Raw genomic sequence first — 16,131 nt, 5'->3', positions numbered from 1 at the left:
CATGTACATATCTCTACTTGCATTATGTTAGTCCCCTGCTTTAAACATATATCCCTTATAAGAGTTGTGGATAATCATGACGATCCCCATTAACATGAAATTTGAAAGTAGTGAACTTCCACCGTAGCTTAAAAACGGTAAAGTTACGCCTGTTACAGGTAAAAGTCCTATCGTCATACCAATATTTTGCGTAATTTGAAATGCTAATAAACTGGAGATACCCGCGCCCATTAGTGTCATAAATGGATCCTTTGCTTGTACTGTAATTAGGACAATACGGTAAATAACAAAAAATAATAGTGCAATAACAAAAGCCCCACCAACAAATCCTACTTCTTCTGCGATAGCAGAAAAAATAAAGTCGGTATGTTTTTCTGGAACATAGACATTATTTTGCAAATAGCCTTTCCCTATGAACTCACCTGAACCTATAGCCATAAAGCCTTGTCTAGTCTGAAAAGATGAATCCGTATATTCATAAGGCTGTAGCCACCCATAAATACGAGAAACCTGATGCCCAGATAATTTACTTAATAGCTTCTCGGTGAAAAAATCATTAAACTTTATATAAAGAGTAGCGATAACAGTCACAATTGACACTGGGATGGCTGTAAAGATTACGAGTAATTTAGTTTGAATGCCTGAGAAGTAAACCATCGGTATAATCATCGCCATGTATAGCATAACCATGCCTGTATCAGGTTGCTTATAGACAGCAAGTGTCGGTGGAAGCGTAATAATGCCAATCGTAATTAGTAGGCGCATATCTGATAGGAAGGATGGCTGTACATATTTTGCTCGATGGGCAACAATGACTTTACTCACAACAATTAAAAATGCAAACTTTAAAAACTCTGATGGCTGAAATGATCCTAAAAGTGGAACTTGATACCAAGATTTCGCTTCATTGATTGTTCGTGCGATGCTTTCAGGAGCAATAAATAAGCCAAAAGTGAGGGCTACCATAAACCAATAAAATGGCCATCCTATTCTTTTAAGTTGTTCAATATCAAGTGTTGCGACGCCATACATAATTAAAAATCCAAGGCTATAATAGATAAATTGCTTTACAATAAACAAACTTGCATATTGTTCAAATGCTATACTGCTAGAATGAACGAAAAGGCAACTAATAATACCGAGCAACAATAGACTGATTGCTAAACTATTATCAAATTTTTTTAGCTGCAACAGTTTCACCTCCTTTCCTTTTTGGAAAAACCAACTAGTAATAGGGAACGAATGGAATTAAAGAAGGTTCCGTGAAGCATATGATCATTTCTTCAGTTTTCTAGAAAATTTTACAAAAACATAACACTGGCTTTATATCTCCATACTATGATTAATGGTAAGAGTTGGAGAAGGAGCCGAAGATGATGCATTTTTTTCGTTATATTAAGGTAAAAGATAAGCTGCTTGTACTCATGGTTGTATGTGTACTATCAAATATTCTAATAGGTATATTTAGTGTAGATTATTTACGGAAAATGTCCTGGCATGCAAGCGAGAGTTATACAGAGGGGCTTTTACCGATTGGTTGGCTAAATGAACTAGAAGAAGCGCAACGACAATTGGATTTCTTAGTGGATTCCAATGGTGATTACCAAGAGATGACGGGTATTCTAACTAATATTGAACAGCCTGTAGGTCATTTAGAAAAATTAACGATTGATAAAAAGATGAATCATCAAGTAAAGAAGTATAATACGATATTCGCCCAGCAGGTAGATTTAGTTGAAAGCTATGAGCAGTTAAATTTGCAAGAGCGTCAGCGATTTTATGAGCAAACCTATTTACCTGTAAGCCAACAAATTCATGCATTATTAGAAGAAACACAGAGCTACTTAGTTCAAAGAGCAGAGGAACAGCAGCAAGCGTACCAAAAGGATGTACAATTCGGTTATTGGTTATTAGGTAGTGTTTGTATGTTTGTTGTACTATTAGTTATTTTCATTGGTTTGATTGCAACGAAAGCAGTGAATGTTCCGACACGTCAATTAAAATCTTTATTGAAACGCGCTGAGCAGGGAGATTTTACAGCCAATGCGAGTTACGTGGCGCATGATGAGCTTGGAGAAGTTGTCCTATCCTATAATCAGATGGCAACAGAAGTAAAACAATTACTACATACGGTGACAAATAGTGCGCAAGAGGTAGAAGTGATGACGGAGAATTTGCAACAATCCTCTGAGCAATCTTCTACAACTACGGTTAAAATTGCAAAGGATGTGCAAAATATTGCCGAGTTGACTACTGCTTCTACTACAAAATTAGCGTCCAATTCAGCTTCATTAGAAGAAGTACTGAATGGTGTGCAAGTTATATTAGAAAAGGTGAATCTTGTAGAAAGCTTTGCACACGATACTGCACACGAAGCAGAGAGTGGTACAGAAATTGTACAGGCAAACTTAACGCAAATTCAAGCGATTAAACTAGCGGTAGAAAAATCAAATACAGCTATTTTTAATTTAGTTGAACGTGCCGCTACAATTGACCAAATGGTTGAAGTTATTGAAAAGATAACTGCACAAACAAATTTACTTGCTTTGAATGCATCCATCGAAGCCGCTAGAGCAGGCACGCATGGGCAGGGATTTGCGGTTGTTGCAAATGAAGTACGCAAGCTAGCGGAACAAACCGTTCATTCAACAAATACTATTACGTCAATTGTACAAAACATTCATACAGATTCTCACTATGCTGTAGAGATGATGGAAGGTGTTTTAATTGCTACCGAGAAGGGTGTAAAAGTAACTGCAGAAACAGCAACAAGTTTCGACCAAATACTAGAGAAAGTAAATAATATACAGCCTTATATAGTAGAGGTATCGTCGACAGTTCAAGAAATAGCAGAGCATACGAAAAAGGTAAACGAAGATGCAGTGATGTTGACATCTCTTTCAGAAACAAATGCTGCCTCGACCAAACATGTGGCAAAATTGACGACAGATCAATTAAATGCACAGCAACAATTTCATAATTATATAAAAGAATTAAGAAAAGTTTCAAAGGTATTACAAATCGCAGTGAAACGCTTTTCAATCTAATGAAAAAATTCAAATTAAAAAATGAAGAACCTCTTTTACATTTAAGTGCAAAGAGGTTCTTTTATTATGTAAAAAAATAGATAATTGTACATGTGGAAAATACAATTGTGTTTTCTATAGATGGTGTAGAACACTTTGAATGTGAAACCATATACTGATAACAAGGTGTTGTATGTTCTTTTTTAGAAAATTACACATATTGTTGTTGTATTTTTAATATGAACACATTATAATAAAATTCATCAAAAGTGTTATTAAATCAATGTTTTAGTATAAAATATTGTGCTTCTCAGGAGTACAATTGTTCATATGTGGAGGTTTGGAGAAATGGAAAAGATTATGGTTACAGGTGCTCTTGGTCAAATTGGCTCTGAGCTAGTAGAAAAACTTCGTAGTATTTATGGAGAGGACAATGTATTAGCGACGGATATACGAAAGCTTGAACATACAAAGGGTCCGTTCGAAGTACTGGACGTGACAGATGGACAAAGAATGCATGATTTAGCTAAGGACTTTGGGGCGGATACGATGATGCATTTGGCCGCATTATTATCTGCAACCGCAGAAAGAAATCCATTACTTGCTTGGAATTTAAATATGGGTGGATTGATGAATGCGTTAGAAGTTTCTCGTGAGTTAAATTTACAGTTTTTCACACCAAGTTCAATCGGTGCATTTGGACCATCAACACCTAAGGATGATACACCGCAAGATACGTTACAGCGCCCAACAACTATGTATGGTGTTAACAAAGTTGCTGGTGAATTATTATGTGACTATTATTTTAATCGTTTTGGCGTTGATACACGTGGGGTGCGTTTCCCAGGTTTAATTTCTTATGTAACTCCTCCTGGAGGCGGTACAACTGACTATGCGGTTGAAATCTTTTATGAAGCAATTCAGCAAGGAAAGTATACATCATATATTCAAGAAGGTACTTACATGGATATGATGTATATGCCCGATGCATTACAAGCTATTGTAGACTTAATGGAAGCGGACAGTAGCAAGTTAATTCACCGCAATGCATTTAATATTACGGCAATGAGTTTTGAACCATCTCAAATCGCTGCTGAAATTAAAAAGCATTTGCCACAATTCCGTATGGATTATAAGGTAGATCCAGTGCGTCAGGCGATTGCAGATAGTTGGCCAAATTCTATCAATACTGATGCAGCCAAAAATGAGTGGGGCTTTAAAGCGGAATATGATTTAGCAAAAATGACTATTGATATGTTAGAGAAATTAAAAATTAAGTTGCAAAAAAAAGCCATTTCATAAAAAACATATATTAAATCGAAAGTTTGTACTTTAAGACAGGCGGGAAAACAATGTTGTTTTCTTTGCCTGTTTTTTTGTTTTGGAAATGCATTATTGAATGTGTTAGAAAAGAAGGATAGAAGAGAAAATGTAAGGATGAGAAAGAAAATTTTTGGAATATATAGCATCGTAATTAATTTTTTAATATAATCATATTCAGAATATTAATATTATTCTGTTAAAATTGATGTTAATATTCTACAAAGTTTGGGGGAATTCACAAGAAGAAGGGATGGATGTTTGATGATGCAAGCACCGTTAGTATTAACAAACTTTTTTAAGCGTGCAGAAAGTTATTTTGCTAGAAAGACCATCGTGTCACGTACAAGCCCGCATACAATTCACCGTTTAACATATGGGGAATGGGCAAAAAGAACACGTCGGTTAGCAGATGCGCTTACAAAGCTGGGGATGGAAAAGGGCAAGAAGATTGGTTCCTTCGCTTGGAATCAGCATCGCCACTTAGAGGCGTATTTTGCTGTGCCATGTGCTGGTGCTATATTGCACATGGTCAATATTCGGTTATCGGAAGAACATTTAATTTATATTATTAACCATGCGGAAGATGAGATTTTAATGATCGATGAAGATCTTGTCCCTATCATTGAAAATATTGCATCTGAGTTAAAGACAGTAAAACACTATATTATTATGACAGATGAAGATACTCTACCAGAGACAACATTACCGAATGCTTTGTCTTATGAGGAATTATTAGCATCTGCGGATGAAAACTTTGAATTTCCCGATGATTTAGAAGAAGAAGCACCAGCAGGTATGTGTTATACAAGTGCAACGACGGGAAATCCAAAAGGGGTTGTTTACTCCCATCGAGGCTTAGTATTACACAGTATGATGCTTAGTATGTTCGATTCCATGGGGATTGCTGAGCGTGATGTTGTGATGCCGATTGTGCCGATGTTCCATGCAAATGCTTGGGGATTACCGTTTGCCAGTGTCAATGTTGGTGCAACACAAGTACTGCCAGGTCCACAATTTACTTCTGATTTAATTTTAGATTTAGTGGAGCAAGAAAAGGTGACGTTGACGGCGGGTGTACCGACAATTTGGATTGGCGCATTACAGGAACAGGAGAAGCGTGAACGAGATATTAGTTCACTACGAGCAATTTGCTGTGGTGGCTCAGCTTCACCAACACGATTAATACGTACTTTTGAAGAGAAATATGGTATTCCATATATCGTTGTCTATGGGATGACAGAGACAACACCAATCGTTGCATTATCGAATTATATGTCATGGATGGATGAATGGCCGATTGAAAAACGTATTGAAGCACGTGCTATGCAAGGTATGACGATGGCTGGTATTGAGTCTAGTATTGTCAATGATCATGGTGAAGTACCATGGGATGGTGAGACGATGGGGGAATTACGTCTACGTGGTCCGTGGATTTCACATGAATATTATCGTGATGAGCGTACGAAAGACGCTTATCGGGATGGTTGGTTATTTACAGGGGATATTGCGGTCCGTACAGCAGATGGTTTTATTAAAATTACCGACCGTACAAAAGATTTGATTAAATCTGGCGGTGAATGGATTTCTTCTGTAGATTTAGAAAATGCATTAATGACACATGATGCCATTTTTGAAGCAGCCGTAATTGCAATCCCACATGCCAAATGGCAGGAGCGTCCGCTAGCGTGTGTCGTTTTAAAGGAAGGAAAGTCAGCGACGAGTGAAGAATTACTAGCCTTTTTAGAAAGCCAATTTGCAAAATGGTGGGTGCCAGAGGATATTGTCTTTTTAGATGAAATTCCAAAAACGTCTGTCGGGAAATTCTTAAAAGCTAAATTACGAGACAATGTGGCTGAAATTTATCCAAAATTAAGTACGCTTGTATAACATGATAAAAGGCATCGAGAATTGATTTCTCGATGCCTTCAGTATGAAACAACTATTGGGATTTCCCTATGTGTAGCTACGACTTCAATTTAATTTGGTGATGGTGCGCCTGCGCCACTAACAACCTTTAGCTCGTGCTGTTCTTGCTGGGATTTTATTTATTTAACATATGGAATACTTGTTCAACGTCCTTATCGCCACGACCTGAAATATTAATAATAATACTCTCTTCAGATGATAAAGTGGGAGCTAATTTTAATGCATGTGCAACAGCATGGGAGCTTTCTAGTGCAGGAATGATACCTTCAACTTTAGATAGCACTTGGAATGCTTCAAGTACCTCTTCGTTAGTAACTGTTACATATTCACCGCGACCAATTGTTTTTAAATAACTGTGCTCAGGACCTGCGCCAGGGTAGTCAAGACCAGCTGCAATTGAATACGTTGGTAGTGGATTACCTTGAGCATCTTGCAATAGTAAGCATTTGAAACCATGTAATTCACCTGGTGTACCTTCGTTTAATGTCGCTGCTTTATCGGGCTCAATGCCGATTAAACGAACGCCCTCATCCGCGATATATTCTGCAAATGCACCGATTGCATTGCTGCCTCCACCTACGCAAGCAAGTACTGCTGCTGGGAGCTTACCTTCTTTTTCTAAAATTTGTTCACGACTTTCTCGGCTAATAACCGATTGGAAATGCTTCACCATTGAAGGGAATGGGTGTGGTCCCACTGCAGAACCTAACAAATAGAAAGTTGTTTCATAGTTTTCTACTAAATCAGCGAATGCTTCATCCACAGCATCTTTTAAACGACCTTGCCCTTTATCGACCGCAACGACTTTAGCACCGAGTAGCTCCATACGGAAGACATTTAATGCTTGACGCTTTGTATCTTCGAGACCCATGTAAACTGTGCAATCCATGCCAAACATTGCACAAGCAGTTGCTGTGGCAACACCGTGTTGACCTGCACCTGTTTCTGCTATTACACGATTAGCACCCATGCGTTTTGCAAGTAATATTTGACCTAGTACATTATTAATTTTATGAGAACCAGTATGATTTAGATCTTCACGCTTTAAATAAATTTTAGCGCCACCTAGTTGTTTTGTTAAGTTTTCAGCAAAGTATAGTGGCGATTTACGGCCTATATATTCACGGAAATAATAATCTAATTCATTATTAAATTCTGCATCATCCTTATATTTCTGGAAATTCTCATCTAATATATTTAAAACATTTTGAAGCTCTTCAGGAACGAAGCTACCTCCAAATTCACCAAAATATCCTTTTTGCTCGACTGTTGTACTCATCTGCTCTCGACTCCTCTAATCTAATTTTCCATAAAAAAAAAGCCACTTCAATCCCTCTATAAAAAGGACGAGTAACCGTGGTGCCACCTTTATTCGCAAAATTGCGCACTTTTGTACTCCTGTAACGGGGAGTTAGTTCGGCCTCCTATTACTGAGGCTGCTCCAAAGTCCATTCACAAGTATATACTACTGATTTGCACCAGCCATCAGCTCTCTAAAAGTATAAGCTCTCGCTACTATTCTTCTTCTTAGCATTTATTATTGAAAAATTTTAAAGTATTTTCAAAATAGTGTCAAGAGAAAGAAAATGGGTTTCGCATGTAGGGACAAAAAAAGACGAATCTATAAAGACCCGTCTGTTAAATCAAGTTTTTGAAGTTTAAGCGCTTATTGAGCATATACATAATCGGCGCACCAATAGCCATTACAACAAATTCACCTGCTGCGCATGTAAGCCATGTCCAGAAGAATGGCAATTCAAGTGCTAAGTTCAGTTCGAAAGCGATAATAAACATCGTGCACGTAAATAAAAATGTATTAATGATTAATCGTGCCCACGTATTTTTAACGAATTTACAAATAAGAATCAATAGGCCGAGCGTAATCATTGTCTGACCAACGCCGAAAACTAAATCGTAAGCACCGAGTGGTGAAAATAGGTTAGAAATAAAGACACCCATAATAATCCCAACAGCAAAGCGAGGATTAAAGGCAACTAAATGATTAAAAATTTCTGAAACACGGAATTGCACCTCTGTAAACCCGAATGGTGCGACTAACAATGTAACAGCAATATAGAGCGCGGCAATAATACCACTTGCTGCTAAAAACTTTACTTTCATATTCATTTCTCCTTAGTTTTTTTTCGTGGGATGGTTACGAACCACGTAGAGCAAATGCAATCATATCAGTGTTGGTGCGGGTTTGTAAATAGGTATGTGTAAAATAAGTGTAGCCTGAATATTCGTAGTATTGCATCTATTGGGGCAGGTATAAAAAACCAATTTTTAAGTGTAAGGGACTGGGCTACCGACAGTAAAAATGTCGGTGTTGTGTTAGATAAAATTAAATTAACTCGAGTATATGGTTTGCTATAGCACCAACTTTATATGACTTTAGAAATAAGGTGATTTGGAAAAGGAAAAAGGGGTGCAAAGCATGATTCTTTTATACAACGGATGGGAATTTTTATCATTCAACAATGTCAACTCATACAGGAGCTGTAAGGGTCACTACGGTTTTCAGTGCTACGTATTCAGTTGCCTCAACTAGTAATTATTATGCATCGTTAACAATCTTAAGGACAAAACGGGATGTGTTATGTTATTAGATAGGATAAAGTAAAATGATCTTATCCGTAACTGGAGGGATGTCGTTTGAAGAAAATTGCATCTTTGCTTATCGGGGTTTTAATCTGTGTCGTTGGCTGCGATAATACATTTAGTATTTATCAAGGACGAGATTTAAAAATCGGGGTAATTGGAGCGATTCCAGAAGTAAGGGAAGAAAATATAGATTTTCAAGTTATTACTTTTGAGGAGTTAAAATATAATACAGAATCCCTATCTAAAGAGCTAGATGCCATTATGATTATGAAGGAATTTTTACATGAAGCAGATGATGACCAATATGTAGCTGCTTATAGGGCGTTAACAATTCCTACATTTTTTATGCAATCCACTAAAGTACACGTACCATTTGTCAATGAAGGTGTTCAGTATGATGATATTATCGAAGTTGACCCTGCTAATTTCTCTACAGGCTTTCTCGATTTAGGAACAGATGAGAAAATTAATGAACATACATGGAGATATACGTTGGGAAAGAAACAAAATATTCAAGATGTGTACTCGCAAATTTTTGCTACTATTGAATCTGTAAGTTCCTTATAAATAGTATTTTAAACAGAAAAAGTATTCCAATTTATTTTTAAGACCAGGTTTTATAAACCTGGTCTTTTTATGCACGTATAGACTTTTGGATTAGGGAAGCAACCTTTAACTTTCGAAAAATTGACATACAATTTTTTATTATATTACAAAAGAATTATAACGCTAGAAATGCAGCAGTTTAGCGGTTTAAAGCGCCAAATTGTACGAAAAAGTAAAATATTTTGTCAAATATAAAAGTCAGAACATTCATAATGTTGTTGACGAATATCAATAATAACGATAATATAGCGATACATTCACACTTTGCTAGAGTGAAGTGTGATAGATAATAGAGATATTAGTCGGGGGGATTAATTGTGAAGCGCAATATGACAAAGCTTTCGTTCCTATTATTTGGATTAGTATTACTGCTTGCTGCTTGTGGTAGCGGAGGTTCTAGCTCATCTGATTCAAAAGGCGACGAAAAAAATAATGCAAGTGAAAGCGGTAGTGTAGATCAAAAAACATATAAAATCGGGATTACACAAATTGTTGAGCATCCATCTTTAAATGCTGCAACGGAAGGCTTTAAAAAAGCGATTGAAGATTCTGGCTTACAAGTGGAATATAATCAACAAATTGCACAAGGTGATAATAGTCTGAATACGACAATTGCCAATAACCTAGTAAGTGATGGCGTAGATTTGATTTTTGCTAACTCTACACCTTCTGCACAAGCAGCAGCGACTGCAACTAGTGAAACACCAATTATCTTTACTTCAGTAACAGATGCAGTTGGTGCACAATTAATTGAATCAATGGAGAAACCAGGGAAAAATGTAACAGGTACAATTGATTTACATCCTGAAACGATTTCTAAAACAGTAGCATTCTTAAAAGAACTTGGTGCTAAAAATGTAGGTATGGTCTACAACGCTGGCGAGCAAAATTCAGTAGCACAAGTAACAGAAGTGAAAAAGGTAATGGCTGAGCAAGGTCTTGCAGTAAAAGAGGCTTCAGCTGCAACTTCAGCAGATGTAAAACAAGCTGCTGAATCATTAATTGGTAAAGTAGATGCTTTCTATATTATTACAGATAATACAGTAGTCTCTGCATTAGAGTCTGTCATTGATGTTGCGAATGCAAATAAATTACCACTTATTGTAGGAGAGCTTGATTCTGTGGAACGTGGTGGCTTAGCGGCATTCGGCTTTGAATACTATGATATCGGTTATGAGGCTGGTCAAATGGCTGTGAAAATTTTAAAAGGTGAGGCAACGGCTGCTGATACGCCAGCTCAATATCCTCAAAATTTAAAATTAGTAGTAAATAAAAAAGTAGCTGACGAATTAGGGATCGAAATTAAAGATTCTTGGGGCGCAGAGCTTTTAGAGAAATAATGCATATGTGAAGTCAATTTTAAGCTGAAGCGGGGGAGAATTATCCCCGCTTTATCTTCATTTTAACTTGCTTCAGTAAGTGTTTGCCGCTTCGCTAGAGAGAATGATACCAAAGTAATGGCGGTTGCCATATGTTTTGAGAGGTGTTTTTCGAGCAAGCTTAAAAACACGGACGAAATTGCGATGGGGCGTAATGATACGATAATTTTTTAGGAGATGATTCAACGATGTTTACAGCAATATTTGGCTCTGTGGAGCAAGGAATCATCTATGCAATTATGGCACTCGGTGTGTACTTAACATTCCGTGTGTTAGATTTTCCGGATTTAACGGTTGATGGAAGCTTTGTAACAGGGGCGGCAACAGCAGCGACAATGATTCTGCTTGGCTACCACCCAATCTTAGCGACTTTAGTGGCAATTGTTGCTGGATTTATTGCAGGATGTATGACAGGAATTCTTCACACAAAAGGGAAAATCAATCCGCTTTTATCAGGGATTTTAATGATGATTGCCTTGTATTCTATTAACCTACGTATCATGGGGTTAACTGCAGAAAATACGATAGGTCGTCCGAATATTCCATTGTTAAACTCTGAAACGTTGTTTTCAAAGTTTCAAACATTTTGGAGTAATTTAGGTATCGATGCTGCATTAAATAACGTATTAAAAAGCATCGGCATTCAGCAAGTACCGTCTACTTGGGGTACGTTGATTGTAGTTTTACTCATCACGATTTTAATTAAATTTATTGCGGACTGGTTCTTAAAAACAGAAGTCGGGCTAGCTATTCGAGCAACAGGTGATAATAAACGAATGATTCGTAGTTTCTCTGCAAACACGGATACGCTTATTATTCTTGGGCTAGGTCTTTCAAATGCACTTGTCGCATTTTCTGGAGCATTAATCGCACAATATTCGAAGTTCTCGGATGTTAGTATGGGGATTGGTATGATTGTAATCGGTCTTGCCTCTGTCATTATAGGGGAAGCAATCTTTGGTACAAAAACAATTATGCGCACAACACTAGCTGTTATCGCAGGTGCTATTATTTACCGCATCATTTTAGCGTTAGCATTGCGTGTGGATTTCCTAGATTCAGGAGATATGAAGCTAATTACGGCTATTATCGTTATTTTGGCGCTTGTTGTACCTCAATTTGTTGATAAAAATAAAGAACGAAAACGTAAAGCAAAGCGAGCGGCGGAGCGTACACAAGTAAAACCAGTAGAGCGAGGGGGAAAAGGCCTTGCTTAAATTGGACGGCATTAATAAAATTTTTAATGAAGGTACACCTGATGAAAAAATCGCACTTGCGGAAATAAACCTGCATTTAACGCCAGGTGATTTCGTTACAATTATCGGTAGTAATGGTGCTGGTAAATCAACGATGATGAATATGATTTCAGGCGCGTTAACGCCAGATTTCGGTTCGGTATTAATCGATGGCAATAACGTAACGGGGTTGCCAGAATATAAACGCTCGCATTTTATTGGGCGAGTGTTTCAGGACCCTATGGCGGGGACAGCACCGACAATGACAATTGAAGAAAATTTAGCACTAGCGTATTCTAGAAATAAGAGTCGGGGCTTACGTATCGGCGTTGATAAAAAGCGTCGACAAGTTTTTAAGGAATCATTAGAGATGCTTGGCTTAAATTTGGAAAATCGCCTGTCGGCAAAGGTTGGTCTCCTATCGGGTGGAGAGCGTCAGGCATTATCCCTCTTAATGGCTACGTTTACTAAGCCATCAATTTTATTGCTAGATGAACATACAGCGGCACTCGATCCGTCTCGTGCGGAGCTTATTACGCGCATTACGAAGCATTTAGTTGAAAAAGATAACCTTACAACGCTGATGGTCACACACAATATGCAACAAGCATTGGATTTAGGAAATCGCCTCATTATGATGGATAAAGGTCAAATCATTTTGGAAGTTGGTGAGGATCGTAAACACGAACTAACAATTCCTGATTTAATGGCTGAATTTGAACGCATTCGTGGCGAGAAAATGAATTCAGACCGTGCGTTGCTAGGATAAAAATGAAATGCCCATACATTAGTATGGGTGTTTTTATTGTCCAAGTGGGAATTCAGAATTGTTTTGGTGACTGGCACTATAAATTCAATAAGGAATGATTTAATGAAAAAAGTTTATGTAATCCTCTTACTTACAGTTGCTACGGTGCTTGTCTTTGTTTTATACAATAAAGAAGATAAGCAAAATCAAGCTATTTATGTTGCGACAGATGGAAATGATCAATATGATGGTACAAAATCAAAGCCATATCGTACCTTAAAAAAAGCGGCTTCAGAAGCAAATGCTGGTACTACCGTTTTTATACGAAAAGGAAACTATCATGAAAAGCTTGTCGTAAAACATAGTGGCACAAAGTCAAAACCCATTACATTTAAAGCTTACAATAAGGAGAAAGTTGTTCTTAGTGGAGAAGACATGAAGGATGTTGAAGGGGATACAGCTATAGTAGCGATAAATAATAAAAATCATGTGACTATCAGTGATCTAACTATTCAGGATTTATTTACTGATTTAGCAGATGAAACAGTAATAGGGCTATATGTTACAGGCTCTAGTAGCCATATTACACTGAAAAATAATCATGTGCAGCGCATTGAAACAAATGCAGCTGATGGGAATGGGCATGGGATTGCTATATACGGAACAGGCACAATGAAAGATATAAATATTTCTCATAATACGTTGGAAGATTTGAAACTTGGAGCTAGTGAATCACTTGTTCTAAATGGAAATATTGACGGTTTTCAAGTAGATAATAATATAGTCCGTCGGAGTGATAATATCGGGATTGATTTGATTGGTTATGAAGGCATTTCAAAAGATAAAACAGTAGACTTTGTGCGGAATGGCGTCGTCAAAAATAATATAGTTACTGAAATCTCCTCTTACGGCAATCCCGCATATGGGAAAGATTATTCTGCAGGCGGAATTTATGTTGATGGTGGAAAAAATATAACTATTGAGAAGAATACTGTTTATAAAAATGATATTGGAATAGAAGCTACCTCCGAGCATGCTAAAAAATACGCTGATAACATTACAATAAAGAATAATAATATTTATGAAAACTTTTATACTGGGATATCGATAGGTGGTTATGATGAACATCGAGGAGGAACGAGGAATTCTACTATTTCTCAAAATATTCTTTATCGAAATGACACGAAGGGGTTAGGTGGGGGACAACTATTATTACAATATGAAACAAAAAACAATGTAATAGAAAGAAATATTTTAACTGCTGGACCATCGCGGATTTTTATCTCCAACTATTTTACAACTAATCAAAAAAACAAACTAATAAAGAATGTATTTCATAAAGAAAAAGGCGAGAAGGGTATTTGGGTATGGAAAGAACAAGAATATACTTCCTTTTCTAAATTCCAAAAAGCCTCAAAAAGTGATAACAAATCGAGTTATATAGACCCGAAATATCTTAATGCAAACGAATATGATTTTAGGCTAGAAGAGGATTCGCCTGCAAAAAAAATTGTAGACTAATTTTGTATTCTTGAGCTCGATTCCTTCAGAATAGGAGTGTGCGTGTCGGGAGATTTCAGAATTGTTTGAGTGCCAGGCACTGTAATAAGCCGCAACCGTCGCTGTCGCGCCGTCTGTTGCGGCTTACTTTTTATGCTGTTCCCGCAGGAGTCTACGTAAATTTTTTACTAATTATTAATTTAATTTTCAGAATTGTTTGGGTGTCAGGCACTAAAACTTATACGAGTAAGCCAAATAATTGGATATCGTTATTTACTTCTTTGTAGTTGAATCCAAACTCTTTCATGCGTCTTAGTAATCCGTCATAGTCATCGCGATTACCGAGTTCGATGCCGACTAAGGCTGGGCCACTTTCCTTGTTGTTTTTCTTTGTATATTCAAATGTAGTAATATCATCATTTGGCCCTACAACACTTGTAAGGAATTGGCGAAGTGCACCTGCACGTTGAGGGAAACTTACGATAAAGTAGTATAGTAATCCTTCATGAATTAAAGATTTCTCTTTTATTTCTTGCATACGGCCAATGTCATTATTACCACCGCTAATAATCACGACGACAGATTTTCCTTTAATTTCTTCTTTATAGCTATCAAGAGCAGCGACCGATAACGCGCCAGCTGGTTCAGCGATAATAGCGTGTTTATTGTACAAATCTAATATTGTTGTACATACTTTTCCTTCAGGAACGAGTACGATATCGTCTAAGTAACGACGACAAACATCATATGTGTGGTGACCAACGCATTTTACGGCCGCACCATCTACGAATTTGTCAATCCAATCAAGAGCCACTGCACCGCCTTCTGCAAACGCGGCTTTCATACTGCCTGCGCCAGCTGGCTCTACACCGATAATTTTACTGTTGGGGGAGAGGTTTTTCACATAAGCTGAAACACCTGACATTAATCCGCCACCACCGATACTACCGAATACATAGTCGATTGGTTCTTCCATGTCGTTCATTATTTCAACAGCGACCGTTCCTTGTCCAGCGATGACGTCAAAATCATCGAAAGGATGGATAAAGATTTTACCTTGTTCCTCGCAGTAGACCATTGCACTTTCAGCAGCATCATCAAACGTATCTCCTGCTAAAATAATTTCAACACAATCACGGCCAAACATTCGAACTTGGTCAATCTTTTGTTTAGGGGTAGTTTGAGGCATGAAAATGCTAGCTTGAATCTTTAGTTGTGCACAGGCATACGCAACACCTTGTGCATGATTTCCTGCGCTTGCACAAACTACACCTGCTTCACGAGCTTCTTCCTCAATTTTTTTAATTTTATAGTAAGCACCACGTAGTTTAAAAGAGCGAACATGTTGTAAATCTTCGCGTTTGAAATAAATATGGGCTCCGTATTTCTCCGATAAATAATCGTTTTTCTGCAGTGGTGTATGTACCACTACATCCTTTAAAAAGTGATGTGCAATTAAGATATTTTCTACTTGCACCGTTTTAGTATCAGCTACTTCCATAGTATTCATCCTCCGTTTTACGTATAAAACATTCATCTATGATAGCATATTTTTCTCGACTTTTGGTATAAATTTTTAGTAAATTCTAAATTTTCGGTGTCCATTTTTATCATAGCGTTTTAATGGGGCAGCATAATCTGTAATGTTCGAGAAAAAACGTCCTATTTTCGAGTTTAGTAGTAATTGAATTATTTTATTTTTTTAAATCGCCAAGTCGGTGACATCTCATAACGATGATTGGTGAGCATATACTAGATTAGTTTAGGACAAGTAGGGAGGAAGC

12 protein-coding genes, 1 riboswitch and 1 other annotated feature are annotated in these 16,131 nt (G+C 37.3%); of the genes, 8 read left to right on the top strand and 4 right to left on the bottom strand.

The genetic code is table 11. From position 1 onward, the window contains the following. Positions 1-27 precede the first annotated feature (27 nt). Positions 28-1,200 carry an FtsW/RodA/SpoVE family cell cycle protein gene (locus JNUCC52_RS11370; protein ID WP_228134356.1) on the bottom strand — a complete coding sequence of 391 codons (1,173 nt, stop codon included), beginning with the start codon at positions 1,198-1,200 and terminating at the stop codon, positions 28-30. A gap of 173 nt (positions 1,201-1,373) precedes the next feature. Here JNUCC52_RS11370 and JNUCC52_RS11365 point away from each other — a divergent pair, with 173 nt between their 5' ends. From JNUCC52_RS11365 to JNUCC52_RS11355, 3 genes are all read left to right on the top strand, one after another. After that, positions 1,374-3,047, top strand: coding sequence for a methyl-accepting chemotaxis protein (locus JNUCC52_RS11365; RefSeq protein ID WP_228134357.1), 1,674 nt, complete (start codon positions 1,374-1,376; stop codon positions 3,045-3,047). Positions 3,048-3,374: 327 nt separating this feature from the next. Then, positions 3,375-4,328, top strand: coding sequence for an L-threonine 3-dehydrogenase (locus JNUCC52_RS11360; protein WP_139860135.1), 954 nt, complete (start codon positions 3,375-3,377; stop codon positions 4,326-4,328). 282 nt (positions 4,329-4,610) lie between these two features. Then, complete coding sequence (locus JNUCC52_RS11355) at positions 4,611-6,236, top strand: long-chain fatty acid--CoA ligase (protein WP_337982133.1); 1,626 nt, start codon at positions 4,611-4,613, stop codon at positions 6,234-6,236. 154 nt (positions 6,237-6,390) lie between these two features. On the opposite strand, the gene trpB is transcribed toward JNUCC52_RS11355, so the two are convergent. Both trpB and JNUCC52_RS11345 read right to left on the bottom strand, forming a co-directional pair. Then, complete coding sequence (gene trpB, locus JNUCC52_RS11350) at positions 6,391-7,554, bottom strand: tryptophan synthase subunit beta (RefSeq protein WP_337982132.1); 1,164 nt, start codon at positions 7,552-7,554, stop codon at positions 6,391-6,393. Positions 7,555-7,614: 60 nt separating this feature from the next. Then, positions 7,615-7,813: a binding site (T-box leader), on the bottom strand. 100 nt (positions 7,814-7,913) lie between these two features. Next, positions 7,914-8,396 (bottom strand): QueT transporter family protein, encoded by a 483-nt coding sequence (locus tag JNUCC52_RS11345; protein ID WP_173478673.1) that lies wholly within the window; start codon positions 8,394-8,396, stop codon positions 7,914-7,916. 6 nt (positions 8,397-8,402) lie between these two features. After that, a riboswitch (PreQ1 riboswitch) is annotated at positions 8,403-8,447 on the bottom strand. 483 nt (positions 8,448-8,930) lie between these two features. Between JNUCC52_RS11345 and JNUCC52_RS11340 the strand changes: the two genes are divergently transcribed. The 5 genes from JNUCC52_RS11340 (at position 8,931) to JNUCC52_RS11320 (ending at position 14,368) form a co-directional block, all read left to right on the top strand. Then, on the top strand, positions 8,931-9,446 hold the full coding sequence (locus tag JNUCC52_RS11340; protein WP_337982131.1) for a hypothetical protein: 516 nt from the start codon (positions 8,931-8,933) through the stop codon (positions 9,444-9,446). A gap of 356 nt (positions 9,447-9,802) precedes the next feature. Then, complete coding sequence (locus JNUCC52_RS11335; protein ID WP_173478671.1) at positions 9,803-10,825, top strand: ABC transporter substrate-binding protein; 1,023 nt, start codon at positions 9,803-9,805, stop codon at positions 10,823-10,825. A gap of 227 nt (positions 10,826-11,052) precedes the next feature. After that, complete coding sequence (locus tag JNUCC52_RS11330) at positions 11,053-12,081, top strand: ABC transporter permease (RefSeq protein WP_337982130.1); 1,029 nt, start codon at positions 11,053-11,055, stop codon at positions 12,079-12,081. Then, positions 12,074-12,868 (top strand): ABC transporter ATP-binding protein, encoded by a 795-nt coding sequence (locus JNUCC52_RS11325; protein WP_337982129.1) that lies wholly within the window; start codon positions 12,074-12,076, stop codon positions 12,866-12,868. The genes JNUCC52_RS11330 and JNUCC52_RS11325 overlap by 8 nt, the downstream gene beginning before the upstream one ends. Before the next feature lie 102 nt (positions 12,869-12,970). Continuing rightward, on the top strand, positions 12,971-14,368 hold the full coding sequence (locus tag JNUCC52_RS11320) for a right-handed parallel beta-helix repeat-containing protein (RefSeq protein WP_337982128.1): 1,398 nt from the start codon (positions 12,971-12,973) through the stop codon (positions 14,366-14,368). 217 nt (positions 14,369-14,585) lie between these two features. Here JNUCC52_RS11320 and ilvA read toward each other — a convergent pair whose 3' ends face one another. Beyond that, entirely contained in the window at positions 14,586-15,848 is a 1,263-nt protein-coding gene (gene ilvA / locus JNUCC52_RS11315; protein ID WP_173478667.1) for a threonine ammonia-lyase IlvA, read from the bottom strand. Between the last annotated feature and the right edge of the window lie 283 nt (positions 15,849-16,131).

The organism is Lysinibacillus sp. JNUCC-52 (assembly GCF_015999545.1).
GTDB lineage: Bacteria > Bacillota > Bacilli > Bacillales_A > Planococcaceae > Lysinibacillus.
Note: the sequence above shows the minus strand (reverse complement) of the source record. Positions and strands in the feature narration are given on the sequence as shown.